General features: G+C 51.7%; 14 protein-coding genes. 10 read left to right on the top strand and 4 right to left on the bottom strand.

Translation table 11 applies throughout. The features are described from left to right. Window positions 1-66: 66 nt before the first annotated feature. The 5 genes from CFF01_RS18720 (at window position 67) to CFF01_RS18700 (ending at window position 5,032) form a co-directional block, all read left to right on the top strand. Window positions 67-447 carry a GntR family transcriptional regulator gene (locus tag CFF01_RS18720; protein WP_033540486.1) on the top strand — a complete coding sequence of 127 codons (381 nt, stop codon included), beginning with the start codon at window positions 67-69 and terminating at the stop codon, window positions 445-447. A gap of 14 nt (window positions 448-461) precedes the next feature. Then, window positions 462-1,307: an ABC transporter ATP-binding protein gene (locus CFF01_RS18715; RefSeq protein ID WP_198387097.1), complete on the top strand. Its 846-nt coding sequence runs from the start codon at window positions 462-464 to the stop codon at window positions 1,305-1,307. Continuing rightward, the gene (locus CFF01_RS18710; RefSeq protein WP_088905797.1) at window positions 1,304-2,566 is read left to right on the top strand and encodes a hypothetical protein; all 1,263 of its coding nucleotides are present in this window, start codon (window positions 1,304-1,306) and stop codon (window positions 2,564-2,566) included. The genes CFF01_RS18715 and CFF01_RS18710 overlap by 4 nt, the downstream gene beginning before the upstream one ends. 126 nt (window positions 2,567-2,692) lie before the next feature. Then, window positions 2,693-4,489, top strand: coding sequence for an AMP-dependent synthetase/ligase (locus CFF01_RS18705; RefSeq protein WP_088905796.1), 1,797 nt, complete (start codon window positions 2,693-2,695; stop codon window positions 4,487-4,489). Between the two features lie 138 nt (window positions 4,490-4,627). Then, complete coding sequence (locus CFF01_RS18700) at window positions 4,628-5,032, top strand: acyl-CoA thioesterase (protein WP_088905795.1); 405 nt, start codon at window positions 4,628-4,630, stop codon at window positions 5,030-5,032. Window positions 5,033-5,041: 9 nt separating this feature from the next. On the opposite strand, the gene CFF01_RS18695 is transcribed toward CFF01_RS18700, so the two are convergent. Further along, the gene (locus CFF01_RS18695; protein WP_088905794.1) at window positions 5,042-5,287 is read right to left on the bottom strand and encodes a GNAT family N-acetyltransferase; all 246 of its coding nucleotides are present in this window, start codon (window positions 5,285-5,287) and stop codon (window positions 5,042-5,044) included. A 92-nt stretch (window positions 5,288-5,379) separates the two neighbouring features. Between CFF01_RS18695 and CFF01_RS18690 the strand changes: the two genes are divergently transcribed. Next, complete coding sequence (locus CFF01_RS18690) at window positions 5,380-6,414, top strand: Solitary outer membrane autotransporter beta-barrel domain (RefSeq protein ID WP_232479479.1); 1,035 nt, start codon at window positions 5,380-5,382, stop codon at window positions 6,412-6,414. Window positions 6,415-6,467: 53 nt separating this feature from the next. Here CFF01_RS18690 and CFF01_RS18685 read toward each other — a convergent pair whose 3' ends face one another. After that, window positions 6,468-6,896 carry an acyl-CoA thioesterase gene (locus tag CFF01_RS18685; RefSeq protein WP_088905793.1) on the bottom strand — a complete coding sequence of 143 codons (429 nt, stop codon included), beginning with the start codon at window positions 6,894-6,896 and terminating at the stop codon, window positions 6,468-6,470. Between the two features lie 130 nt (window positions 6,897-7,026). Further along, a complete protein-coding gene (gene mtnC, locus CFF01_RS18680) occupies window positions 7,027-7,707 on the bottom strand; it encodes an acireductone synthase (protein WP_033540481.1) in 681 nt (226 codons plus the stop codon). Window positions 7,708-8,106: 399 nt separating this feature from the next. Here mtnC and CFF01_RS18675 point away from each other — a divergent pair, with 399 nt between their 5' ends. The 3 genes from CFF01_RS18675 (at window position 8,107) to CFF01_RS18665 (ending at window position 11,336) form a co-directional block, all read left to right on the top strand. After that, window positions 8,107-8,913, top strand: a complete 807-nt coding sequence (locus CFF01_RS18675) for a tetratricopeptide repeat protein (protein WP_088905792.1) — start codon at window positions 8,107-8,109, stop codon at window positions 8,911-8,913. A gap of 43 nt (window positions 8,914-8,956) precedes the next feature. Next, on the top strand, window positions 8,957-10,111 hold the full coding sequence (locus tag CFF01_RS18670; protein ID WP_088905791.1) for an alpha/beta hydrolase-fold protein: 1,155 nt from the start codon (window positions 8,957-8,959) through the stop codon (window positions 10,109-10,111). A 277-nt stretch (window positions 10,112-10,388) separates the two neighbouring features. Continuing rightward, the gene (locus CFF01_RS18665; RefSeq protein ID WP_033540478.1) at window positions 10,389-11,336 is read left to right on the top strand and encodes a PDC sensor domain-containing protein; all 948 of its coding nucleotides are present in this window, start codon (window positions 10,389-10,391) and stop codon (window positions 11,334-11,336) included. A 130-nt stretch (window positions 11,337-11,466) separates the two neighbouring features. Here the strand turns inward: CFF01_RS18665 and CFF01_RS18660 are convergent, their stop codons facing one another. Continuing rightward, window positions 11,467-12,540 carry a hypothetical protein gene (locus CFF01_RS18660; protein WP_033540477.1) on the bottom strand — a complete coding sequence of 358 codons (1,074 nt, stop codon included), beginning with the start codon at window positions 12,538-12,540 and terminating at the stop codon, window positions 11,467-11,469. A 378-nt stretch (window positions 12,541-12,918) separates the two neighbouring features. Between CFF01_RS18660 and CFF01_RS19335 the strand changes: the two genes are divergently transcribed. Beyond that, on the top strand, window positions 12,919-13,143 hold the full coding sequence (locus CFF01_RS19335; RefSeq protein ID WP_088905790.1) for a GDCCVxC domain-containing (seleno)protein: 225 nt from the start codon (window positions 12,919-12,921) through the stop codon (window positions 13,141-13,143). Window positions 13,144-13,432: the final 289 nt, after the last annotated feature.

Here is a 13,432-nt window from a genome sequence, read left to right as displayed (position 1 = left end):
ATCGTATCTATGTTAATTTAATACTGTATCGGTGTATCAATGTATTAATACAGTGAATAAAGACTAATGCTAGATTTACTTAGTGTCAACCCCAGTAATGGTGACCCCATCTACCGACAGTTAAGCGATCAGATTGTGCGCTTGATTGTGGGCGGCCAGTTGCAGCCCTTGGAGGTATTGCCTTCGGTGCGGCAGATTGCCGAGCATTTGACGGTTAACCCAATGACGGTTTCTCGCGCCATTCAGCAGCTGGTGGAACAGGGCTGGTTGGAGCGTCGTCGTGGTCAGCCGACCAGGGTGGCACAACGTGGCGATAGCCAAGGCACCTCCAGCGTTGATTTGATGACGCCTCAAGTCAATTCACTTATCGCTCAGGCTAAACAACTCGGCGTTAGCCTGGATGAACTCAACACCATCATTGCCAAGGCATGGCAGCAAGCGCAATAAAGGAACAGATGCAGATGCAAGAGAGCAATCAAGCTATATTGGCCTTTCATGAGATCAGCAAGGCATTCGACGACAAGTTAGCCATAGATGAGCTGTCTATGGCCCTCTATCCTGGCATGGTGGTGGGCCTACTGGGGCAAAACGGCGCCGGTAAGTCGACCCTGATGCGTTGCGCCTTAGGCATACTAAACGTGACGCAGGGGCGAATAGAGATCCTGGGCGGTTCCAGCGAAAATCTGAATTCTTCCCAGAAGGAGCTTATCGGCTATGTGCCGCAGCAGCCTTTTGGTTATGAAGGCTTTAGCGTCGAGAGAGCCCTCACGCTACATCGCAGTTTCTACCCTAACTGGGATACGTCTTTGGAGCAGGAGTGGCTGGCCCGATTCGATCTCGATGGGCAGCAACAGGTGCAGCGCCTCTCGGTGGGCCAGCGTCAGTCGCTGGCGCTGATCATGGCCATGGCTTATCGTCCGAAACTCTTGATCCTCGACGAGCCAGTCGCCAGCCTGGATCCTATTGCCAGACGCGAGTTTATGTCAGATCTGTTTGAGTTGGCTTTAGATGCTGGCTCAGCTGTCTTGTTTTCCTCCCACATCACCTCAGATCTCGAGCGGGTTGCCAGCCATGTGGCCCTGATGCGTAAAGGCAAGTTGGTGCTCTTCAAAGAGATCGATGCCCTGAGGGAGAGTGTCCAGTTGGTGAGTCTCAAGCCGGGGCAAGTGTTGCCCGACGGGCTAGTGGTGCTTAATCGTCAGCAGGATAAGCTGCTGGTGGATCACTATGATCCCTCAATGGCCGCTTGTTTCGACACGGTGACGCCGATGAATCTGGAACAACTCTTTATGGAGTTACACAGATGATGCCTAAGGTTCTGCGCGGCATGGGGCGTTTCTGGTTATTTGATGTCGGCAGCGCCAGTTTTCTTGGCACTGGCCTACTCGCGCTAGTGATGTTGCTGGTGATGGCCGTGGCGGAAAAATATGCCGCTATGCCCGTTATGCTGGGGATGATACAGGTGTCGACCTGCGCGGCGATCGCCTGGCAACTCAACCGTTTGTCGGCGACCGAATGGGCCAGCCTGGTGCCGGGTTATGCTGATAACATTCAGTGGCAAGCTCTGATGGTCGGCGGCGTTGCCAGCCTGATCTCGCTGACTGCGGCGCTGATCTTGCCTATTGAGGGCGCCATCGCCCAGGTAGGGGTGGCAACTCTGGCAGGGGTTGCCTTTGTTTATGTCTGCCGGTTGCACATCAAGAGTTTCTATTTCTCTTTTGGCCTGTTTCTATTACTGCCCTTCTTACCCGAAATCACCGCCATGCTGCCTAGCTTGAGCTTATGGTGCCTGCCAGTGGCCATCATAGGTTTTATCTATCTTATTCGCTGTGATCTGCAGCGTGTGGTCTGGCACCTGGAGGCCCGCTCTGTCTACCTTAATGGCTTGGAGATGGGCTGGTTTTGGCTGCCGAATCTAGGATCCAATAACTTGATGATGCGCCTGGACAGATGGCTCCATCCTGTGAACTTCTTTACCGGCCCTATGCTCTCCATGTTGCTGGTGCTGCTACCAAGCCTGGCGCTAGTGATGAGTTTAGTGAATGTGGTTGCGGGCATAGAGCTGCCGGTCCTTTTCATCATGGGGCAGTTCAGCGCGGTTGCCTGCTCTTTGGTACATTGGAGCCGTATTCAGCGCTGGCGCGCGGCTGAAACCCTGTACAAACTGCCGGGATTTGACGGTAAGCAGGGGATGGTGGAGGCCTTTGCCAGAGGGCAATATCGTTTACTGGGTTATATCACTCTCACCATGGCGCTATTGGCAAGTTTCGCTTATTGGCTGAGCGACAGTGTGACCCTGATCATCTGGTGTCACTTGGTCTTAAGCACCTTTAGCGTATGTGCCATCTTGCTGGGGCTAGGCTGCGCATCCCGCAATGCCATGCATATCTCTCTCAGTTTGTTAGTGGTGATCTGCCATGCGATCTGGCTGTCGACCGCCCTGCTGGCTGCGCGTGAGGGGCGGGATCTTACTGCTTGGCTAGCGATAGATTTGGGCCTGGTTGCCTTTTCTCTGCTAACGCTTTGGTGGGGCAAGCAAAAGCTGTGGCGAGACCATCTCGTCTGATCTCATCTCTGGTCTGCTTTGTGCTCTAATTAACATTATTGGAGCAAAAACTCTTATTTTTTGGCCGCCGTTGCAGTAAAATGCCGCAAAACAGGTACAAGTGTACGCTAAAAGGGTCAAATAATTATGTTGCTTCAACAGTATCATCCGATAAGCCTGATGCAGGCGCAGAGCCAACAACGTGGTGATGCCATTGCATTAGAAGGTTATGGCTTATCCGCGCCTTGGCAGAAGGTTAGCTGGCGACGCTTCGATGAGATTGGCGATCAAGTTGCTAAGGCACTGATCCGTTTTGGCTTTGCTGCTCAAGATAAGGTAGTGATACTGTCACAAAACTGTCCACAGTGGACTTGTGCCGATGTGGGGGCCCTTAAGGCCAAGGCGGTTGTCGTGCCCGTTTATCCCACCAGTACCCTGGAGCAGGCGCGTTATATTGTCGATGATGCTCAGGCCAAGCTGATCTTTGTTGGTGATGCAGAGCAATATCGCATGGCCTGTGAATTAGTGGCCTTGTGTCCAAGTCTGACTCAAGTCGTGGTGTTCGACTCTGAAGTTGAATTGAGTGAAGCGGTAACAGCTGTTCATTTTGATCAGTTACTGAGTCAAACCTATACCGCTGAGGTTGAGGCCGAGTTGGCCCAGCGTTTGGCAAAGCAGGATTTGGATGATCTGTTAACCCTTATCTATACCTCAGGCACCACGGGCGACCCTAAAGGGGTGATGCTGGATTATCGCAATATTGCCTCGGTGATCCGTCAACACGATACCATTTTGCCTTTCACGCCTGGCGATGTGTCGCTGGCCTTTCTGCCATTGAGCCATGTATTTGAGCGCGGTTGGAGCTTCTATGTGCTCTGCCGGGGTGGACATAATGTCTATCTTAAGGACCCCATGGCAGTCAAAGAAGCGATTGTCGATATTCGCCCGCACACCCTGTGTGTGGTGCCACGCTTCCTGGAGAAGGTGTATAGCGCGGTGCAGGATAAGGTGAGCAAGGCACCCGATACCCGTAAGAAATTATTTGCCTGGGCCATGGCCGTAGGTCAGCGCCAGTTTGAGGTTAGCCAAGGCCGTGCTAAGGCGTCTTGGTGGCTTAAGGCGCAGTGGAAGCTGGCCCATAAGCTGGTTTACAGCAAGCTGCAACAGGTGCTGGGTGGCAGGCTTAAGTTTATGCCTTGCGGCGGTGCGGCGCTGGATCAAAATGTCGCCAGTTTCTTCCATGCCATCGATATTCCTGTGCTCTGTGGCTACGGCATGACGGAAACCACTGCGACAGTGACCTGTAACACTTTGGATAACAGAGTCGCCGGTTCTAACGGTAAGACGCTGCCAGAGGTAGAGATCAAGCTGGGTAAAGACAACGAGATCTTAGTACGCGGCGATACCGTGATGCGCGGTTATTATAACCGTCCTCAGGAGACGGCCGACACTTTCGAAGATGGTTGGTTGAAGACTGGCGATGCTGGCCATATTGATGAACAGGGTAACCTGTTTATTACAGACAGAATCAAAGAGTTAATGAAGACCTCAAACGGCAAATATATTGCGCCGCAGCGGGTCGAAGGTAAGGTGGGTTGCTGTCCCTTTATCGAGCAGGTGGCGGTGATCGCCGATGCTAAAAACTATGTGACCGCCTTGATTGTTCCGGCTTTCGAGTCGTTGGAGGCTTGGGCTAAAGAGAAGGGGCTGCATTACGAGTCGCCGATGGAATTACTGCGTCACTCCCATGTGGTAGAGCATTTCGAGCAGCGCCTCAAACATCTGCAACAAGAGTTGGCGGGCTTCGAGAAGATCAAGAAGTTTACTCTGCTGCCCGAGGCTTTTTCGATGGAGGCCGGGCTATTAACGCCGACCATGAAGTTAAGACGTAAGATGATCTATCACAAATACGCCACTGAAATTAACGCCATGTACGTTAAATAACAGTGATATAAAGGGCGTCTCACAATGAGGCGCCCTTACTCTATGGGGTAGTTAGTTCGAAAGTCCATATTGCATCCCCCTGGCTTCTCAGTTAACGTCTCTGCCATAAAAATAACGACTTAACCTTAGGGATGCCCTGTGTCAGCACGCTTTTTTACTCTCACGATTCAACCCAGATTCAACGAAACCGATGGCCTGGGCCATATCAATAATACCGTGATGCCCGTGTGGTTCGAGGCGGCGCGTGAGCCTATCTTTACGCTCTTTAATCCTGAGCTTAATTTGGCAGAGTGGAACCTGATCGTGGCAGGCTTTACCATCGCTTACACCTCACCCACCCAGTATGGGCAGGCGGTTGAGATAAAGACCTGGGTAAGCCGTGTGGGCAATGCCAGTTTCGAGGTGGCGCAGCAGAGCTGGCAAGGTGGCAAGATGACTGCAGAGGCCAAGACGACCCTAGTGCACTATGACTACAGCATCGACAAGAGTCAGCCTATAGGTGAAGACGTTAAGCAGGCGCTACTTGCCCTGACTGGCGAATAACCTATAGCGCTACAAAAACTTCTGTACATACCAGCAACTGGCACTGATGGTGAGTTGCTGGGACTTGGCCCACTCTAATCCATGCCTGACTAAACGTCCCGCCACGCCCTGACCCCGCAACGGATCCGGCACAAAGGTACGGGTAAAATCTACCTGGTCACCTTGTTTTTGATACTCTAGTACAGCGTCATGACCTGCAATGGATAAGATAAATCTCTGTTGATCGGCTTGGTGTAAGATAGTCTCTTGGTTCATTGTGTCGTTCTCATTAGGCTAGATTAAACTTAACGTTAGCACAGGTAAGCAGATAAGTGACAAGATGGTTTTATGATGATTAGAAACGGACAATGGGGCTGAAATCCTTGTTTAAGCAGAGGGTTAAACAAAGGATTACTTTATGGGCCTTTGGCTTGTTGCTTAGCTATGCTCAGGCGACGCTGGCGGTTGAATCTGATATACGCGCCGCGGTAGAGGCGAAGGTGAAGGGTGATATCACCAGCGCCATGGTGCTGACCGACGCCAACCTGATCACCTTAGGCATAGTCGACTTCAACCCCAACACCATAGTGGACCTGAGTGAGATAGGCGATATCAACGCCGGTGACGAAGAGTCGCTCAAGCGGCGCAGTCAGCTGACCTCCTACACCTTGCCCTGGGAGAGCGACACTGTGCCGCTCTCGCCCGAGTGGTCCCAAAGTATCCAGGTGCGCCTCTCCTACGTGCACGCCAGCGACAGCATACAGGGGCTGGAGGATGAGACCATCAGCAGTCCGATCAAGGATACCAGCTACCTGCTGGCGGGCGAGTATCGCTGGAAGTATCAGATAAATGAGCAGTGGCGGGCGGTCTTTGGCCTGGGGGCGCAGTTTATCTGGCTGGAAAACCGCCTAATCTATAACGACCCCGTGCTGCGCAGCGTCAGTGGCATTCTCGACGACAAGCTGGTGAACACCAGCTATGGCGCCATCATGTTCGACCCCAATGCCGAGCTGACCTATACCGGTGACCTCATGGGGAACAAGTGGGAATTTATCAGTACCCTCAGATACGGCATAGGCCGCAGCCTGCTGACCGACGATGGCATGCAGGCGGTGACGCCTCAGGTCGGGCGTCTGAGCAACGCCCTGGTGTTTCATTATGGGTTGCCAGACTTCTTCGACCGTCAGAACGAGATGCGCCTGCTGGCCAAGCGGATCGACCTCAGCGGTGATGTCATCGACCCCATGGGGACGCGCCACTACTACGAGTTCGGTGCAGGCTGGGTGGTGCAGACCCCTTCGCTATCAGCCTGGCTGCGCAACATAGGGATAGGCATCACCCTCAACATCAATAGCGGCCTGAGTGGCGGTGGTATAGTCTTGCTGTTTAATGAAGAGATGTAATACCAATCATGGCAAGTACCCGATCACTTACTCACTGTGATTGGTATGAGCTGTTAGTCAACGCAGTGATCTCTGAGTACGGCCAATAGCTCGGCGGGCAGCTCGGCCTTAGCTTGCTTGTGAAAGTCGAACATAACCGCAACCGAGGAGCCAGTGGTGGTGATAGCCTGTTGCTGCTCGCTGAACACCTGATAATGCATGGTAAAGCGATCGTTATGGATGTCGCTGATACTGACGCCGACGAGTAGCGTATCGGGATAGGTGACCGGACGCTTGTAGCGTGCCTGGTTGTCACTGATCACCGGGCCCATGCCGGATTTGTAGAGTTTATCTAGTGGAAACAGCTGGTTAAAAAAGTCGATACGTGCCGTTTCGAAGTAGCGGAAATAGACCACGTTATTGACGTGTTGCAATGCATCCATCTCGCCCCAGGCGACCGAGATGCGGGTATGAAAGGGAAACTGGCTAACGAACTGCTCCATATCTTAACCTTTAATTTTCAAACAAGTGTTTAGTTTTAGGTTAAGATATCAGCATCTGCCGGGAATACCAATTCCGATTGCAACAGAGATAAAAAAGCACCTTGCGGTGCTTTTTCTGTTTATAAGCGGATCAACTGAGGCTCAACTCTTTGAAGTTGGCGATCTGTGGGTAGTCGCCTGTGCGTTGAGTGGTCTCACGCACCATCTGGATCACGCGCATGCCAGCCTGTTCGGCCGCCTTGAGCTCTTCCAGTACGTCAGAGATAAACAGTACCTGCTTAGGCGCCAGGCTGATGGTATTGATGATATTGCTGTAAGCCTGTTTAAACAGCTTGTTACCGGTACGGGTATCGAAGTGACCATCGAAGTACTCTGTCAGGTCGCCACCATCGCTGTGGCTGAACAGGAGTTTCTGTGCATCTACCGAGCCAGATGAGAAGCTGTAAAGACGTACGTTTTGCGCCTTAATATCTTTCACGCTGTCGATGAAGTCAGGGTAGATATGTCCCTTAAATTCACCTTTGGCGTAGCCTTGTTTCCAGATCAGGCCTTGAAGTGTCTTAAGCGGAGTCGCCTTGCGATCTTCAGCAATCCACAGTTCTAAGATCTCGACGACACGTTCTAGTGAGGCTTCGGGTTCAAGCGCGATATCTTTAACATCGCTAATGCAGTTATCGACTAATACATTAGTTTGATTTTCTTCTAAAAAATCAGCAAGGACCTTAGCCGAATAGGGAAAAAGGGTGTCCTGAATAAAGTTCAGATCGGTTGTTGTACCTGCTGTATCTACAACTATGGCTCGAATACCCATACGTTGGCTTACTCCACTATGTATTAATAGAAATGATCCGCTTATACGACAGGCCAGATCCTAAGCTGAAAACGCCCCTTTGGCTAGGGTCTGTTTCTCTTTCAGGTTTAATTTGTGCTTATGAGCCAAGTAACATAGTTTGGCTATGTCAATGGCAAGCAACAAAGCGCAATGCGTTTAGCTCACCCCTTGGGACAGCGCTTGGAGGCGATAGGTAAAGGGTGACCGCCAGTTTATGTAGAATACTACATCACGCCGACTCTGCCTCGTATAAATCGCCGACAAGTTACCGCACTAACAAACAGCAAGGGTCAATCGACCTTGCCGGATCAAGGTTTGACTTGTATTTGGTTGAATATCATACTAATCCGCTTAAGTCAGAGGATCAGGGAAAGGCGTATGACATTAAAATATAGCGGTTTTTTTAGCTGCATAGCATTGATAGCTAGTTGTGTTTGTTTGCCGCTTGCGGCCGAGATCAGCGTTAAGCCGCTGCCTACTCAGCTGGAGAGCTGTGAGCGTGGCGAGTGCATCGACCACTTCAAAGAATACAAGACACTGGCCCGTTACGGCCATTCCGATGCCATGTACACCCTGGCTGAGATGTACCGTTTGGGGCATGGCACTCAGGTCGACATGGAGCGATCTACCAAGTGGTATCGGCGCGCGGCCAAGTTAGGTAATCCTTTTGCCCAGTACAAGGCGGCTATTCTCTATTTGCAAGATGGCGAGAACCGGGATATCGACAAGGCGATGCGCTATCTGCGAGATGCCAATCGCGGCGATCTGAATGAGGCGGCTCACCTGCTGGGGATGCTCTATATAGAAGGCGAGCTGGTAGAAAAGGACAAGGAGAAAGCCAAGGCTTACCTGATCAAGGCCTATGAGGCGGGGCATGAGCCGACGCTGAATCTGCTGGCAGAAGCCAGCGAGGTGGCCCTGGAGGTGAAGCGTCAGGCAGAGGTTCAGCCAGTAAAGGAGACTGCAAGACAAGCGCCTACTGATGATATGGAAGTGATCGAAGTGCGAGCACCTAGTATCGAAGAGGTATTTAGTTACCATATTGCCACCATGCGTGGTGGAGTACCCGATGCGGTCAGCGGCACGGGAACCTCTCTGCGGGGGCGTACCTGCGGTGAGATGATCTCCTGTAATAGTCAGTCTGACCGGGAGCGAATTAGAGACTTTCTTATGTCGACCTGGTAACGGCTTGCGTTGCGTTATCACTTAACAACAAAAAGGAATACACGTGATAAATAAATGGATTGTAGGCGTTATTTTACTGCTCGGCAGCAGCTTGAACCTGGTTCAGGCGGCAACTCCTCATCTGGAGACCCTGCTGGTCAAGGCTCCGGACATTGAAAAGCCCATTGCCTTTAATGTCACTCTGCCCCCAAGCTACGGTAAGAATCCCGATAAGCGCTATGTGCTCCTGTTCGACTTTCATCCCCGCAGTCGCGGCTACCTGGATGGCATGCATGACTGGATGAGCCATAACGGTGACTGGCCTTGGTTGGAGACCATTATCGTCACGGCGCCCGATGGTGACGAGACCTTAGGTCAGCTGAAGAGCCAGGCAATTGAGCAGGAGGGCAGTATCGCCTTGCTGGATTTCATGGAGCAGTCGCTGCTGCCGACCATTGATGCCAAGTATCGCACCAATGGTTTTCGTATCATGAACGGCTTTACCGGCAATGCCGGCTTGGTGCTCTACACCCTGCTTAATCGGCCTGAGTTGTTTAATGCCTATTTGGCGGCAAGCCCAGTACTGAGTGACGACTTTGCCTATGTGATGAAATCCGCTGCCGTGAAGCTGGAGCGCATTAAGGGCAAGCCGCGCTACCTGATGCTAACCACCAGTGACAGCAATTTCGAGCAGCGTCAGCTGGCAGATTTCGCTGCCTTCGAGGAGCTTCTCAAGACGACTAATCATCTGGCGTTGCACTATAAGGTGAAGCGTTTCGACGGCACCTACTATATGACACAGCCAATCCTAGCGACCGCTTATGGCATAGAGTGGCTGTTCGATGACTATCACAGGGTGCTCTCGCCTGACTCTGAAATTGCTAAGGGCGGCGTCAAAGGGATCCTCGACCACTACCGTTTTCTGTCGCAACAGAAGTATGGCTTTGCCGTGCCCTCTACCGATTCGCTGATCGCCTTGGCGGATGCCGAGTTTGCCAAGGATAGCGACAAGGGGCTCAGCATCTACCGCGCGGCGGTGGAGGCTAACCCTGAGTCCCACACTGCCCACGATGCCTTGGCTCGGGCCTATGGCGAGCTGAAGATGTTTGATCAGGCTATCGAGCAGCAGAAGTTGGCGTTGGCCAAGACAGATCATCCCTTCTGGACCCGCAAATACAGTGAGAGTCTGGCTGCGTTTGAGGCTCAGAAGCGGCCTTAACAGCTTCTCATAAGCTTTTTACACTCAGCCATAAGGTTCAGCCCAAACCCATCCGCATTTGCCCTTTTTTGGTGCAGATGCTGTTGGGTTTGGGCGCTGCCAGAGTGGATCTCTAGCGTTAATCCAATCGATTTTCCGAGTTGCAAACTCCTATTATGCTTAGGTTTTCACTCATGCAGCCATGTTTCCGCTGTGTCTTGCCCTTGGTACCACTCTGGCGAGTGGGGTTGGCGTCATAGTTGCAACGCTCAGGATAGTTACCTTTGGAGAGCAGTCTATGGCGGCAATGAGTTATTTGAGCGTGATCGAGCGTTACCATGAACATGAGCAGTTGGTAAAAGAGTTGATGGAGTCGATTCTGGTGGGGATAAGCGATCCCCTGATGTTGTCAGACCCAGGTTTTCGGGTGCGGGCGATGGCTGAGATTGCCAACAGTTATCCCTTTATCGAGCTGCTTTATGTGCTCGACGGCGATGGAGTGCAGATCAGCGAGAATGTCGCCATAGTCAATCGTGTGGTGCAGGCTATTCCTGTTGGGCGCAACCTGAGCCGCAGCCATCGTCCCTATTTCTCGAAGGCGCAGGAGAGCAAGCGCCTTAAGATCACCACACCCTATCTCTCCAATGCCAGCGGCAAACTGTGTTTGTCGGCCTCTTACCGTATCGATGACGATAGCGGCCGCGGCTTTATCGTGGTGGATATCAACTTGACCCAGTTGATTGAATTTATGATGGGCGATAGAGCCAGACGCCGGGCGACACCACTGTTTAAGGGCATTTACTCGGCATTGGTGCTGGGGCTGTTTATCATGGTGTTCGTGCTGATCAGCATGGCAACCGTGGATATTGTCGCCTTATTGGCACAAGGCGTTGTGCCCAGTGGCTCCATTAAGCCCTTTAGCATCATCATCTTCATCACCTTGGCCTTGGCGGTGTTCGATCTGGGTAAGACGATACTCGAAGAAGAGGTGTTAATGCATAAGGATATCTTCCGTCACAGCTCTACCCGGCGCACCATCACCCGCTTTATTTCCACTATCTTAATTGCCGTTTCTATCGAGGCGCTATTGACCATGTTTAAGGCCTCTCTGGGTGAGATGGAGTATGTGCTGCCGGCCATCGGCATGATGTTTGCCGTGGTTGGCTTGCTGGTGGGGTTGGGGATCTATGTGTTTCTCGGTGCCAAGGCCGAGCTGCTGCTTAAGCAGGGCAATGGTAAGCCTTAAGCCCTTAAACTAGGCAGACCTAAGGCGTTACTTAAGCTAGTACAAGGTGCCGCTCTGCTGGAGCGGCACACTCCAGTGCAGTTGGGACGGTATTGGCACACTGGCTTATCCGTCCCTTTACTCTATGTGACTATTCGTTACCCTTTCTCGTCCAACCCGCAGGCAGGCTGTTTTCCATTCTATCTAAGCGTTGTAGCAGCTGGTTCTGATTGTCGATCACCTGCTGTTGATTGGCGATGATCTGCTGCTGAATCGCTTGCGTCTGGCAATATCTCAGCTTGTTATGGCCGTAATTGGCCGCCGTCAGTGCCGCCGAGGAGATACCGTTGAGTAGCTCACCGAACTTCTTCAAAGGGTTATTCTTTATTGTGCCGCCCACATAGCCATGCACCTGAGCGACAGGTTCAATCTTGGTGGTGCCCAGCGCCTTGAGCAGTTGACCGAATAGCTTAATGGAGCCCGCGCCGGCGGTGACGAAGAACGCCGCCTGTTCAAACTCGGCAGGATTACCGTTGATAAACTGGCAGCTGTCGCCTACCAGGCTGTTGATGCTGAGACTGGTATTGATATTGGGGCTGAGCCCTTGCCTTAAAGTCTCCAGATGGGTCGTCATCTCGTGAAATACATCGAAGAATCCAGATTGGAAGGCACCACCGTCGACCGTGAAGGCGCGGTAGAGGGGATAAAGCGAGTAGCCAGGCATGGCGTCGATCAGGTTGATCATGGGGTCGAAGTGGTAGATGTTGCCTAGCAGGCTGCTGTCTTGCATGTTAAATAGCAGGTTACCCGTGGACTCCAGATCGCTCACGAAGGCGATAAGATCGTTTTTAAAGCGGTAGCAGTCGCTGCCACCTGAGCAGCTGGCGCCACCAAAGGCCGCGAGTCCCTCAAATTCTTGTTGGATCACCATGCGACCTTCGCTGCCAGCGTTTTCAATCATGTCGAACATCTGCTGGGTATAGCCATTAAAACTTTGTTGTGCTTTCTGTAAAATCAGCACCTTACCTTGTATGTCTACCGTATTCGTGACGGTTTTACCGGCATCTTCTGCGGCGTCGGCGGCATCTGTTGCCGTGATTTTGAGTTTATTCCAGATATCGGTCAGTAGATCGGCCTGGCTGTTTGGGCTATAGGTTAAGCCTGTGGCGGCAATTAAACCGGCAATCAGCAAAGGGTATGCGCGGGAGAATGTATGGCTGTTCATAGTGACTCCTAATTGATCACTCTTGATCAAGCAAGGGGAGATCTTTTAGGTATAGTGGCTATCGGTTGGGGGTGAGAATTGGCTGCTAGTGAAATATGCTCAAAGCAGAGTCCCCCGGGCGTTACAGGCGGTTTTATGCCGAATCACTCTGCTTTACAGCGAGTGAGCAACTATCTTGTGTCGTCATTCGCGTCCGGCGTGTTTTTTGGCTAGGTAATAGTCGAGATTCTTGCTTGCTGCAATGTGAGCTCGGCGCTGTTTATTTGCCTCTAATGGGCGTAGCTTAGGCCGATAGCTAAGTCAGATAGCCCTGTAGCCTGCTAATGATGATGGCTTAATGCTTGTCGTTTGAAATGAAGAGCTTTGCACGAGGTTTTTATGGCAAATCCAATCCAACTCAGATCCGAGATCACCTGTCCCCACTGTGGTCACAAGCAAGTGGAGACCATGCCCGAAGATGCCTGCCAATTCTTCTACGAATGCCAGGGCTGTCATGAGATTTTAAAGCCCCTCCCCGGCGACTGCTGCGTCTTCTGCTCCTACGGCACAGTGAAGTGTCCGCCAATACAACGGGGACAGTGTTGTCAGGGTAGGTCTTCCTAAGACCCAGAATGGTGGGGATTAGCATTGGCTTGCTTAAATCAGGGGGGGGAAACCTAGCCGAGGACGTGGATATAAAATTATTAGATTTGGCCGGAGCCATTACTTGCATCGGTATTTGTAGTTCTTACCTTTACTGTTACTAATCGCCTGCCGCGGGCTTATGTGCAGGTACGTCTTCGGGACGCTGTGAAGCCATATATGGACACCTCGATAGATTCAATAGCTAATTTGTTAGTAACAAAAGATATTACTGCGTCCGTATATCCGACCTGTTTATGAGCAATTAGAG

The sequence above is a fragment of the Shewanella marisflavi genome (genome assembly GCF_002215585.1).
Taxonomy (GTDB): Bacteria; Pseudomonadota; Gammaproteobacteria; order Enterobacterales; family Shewanellaceae; genus Shewanella; species Shewanella marisflavi.
Note: the sequence above shows the minus strand (reverse complement) of the source record. Positions and strands in the feature narration are given on the sequence as shown.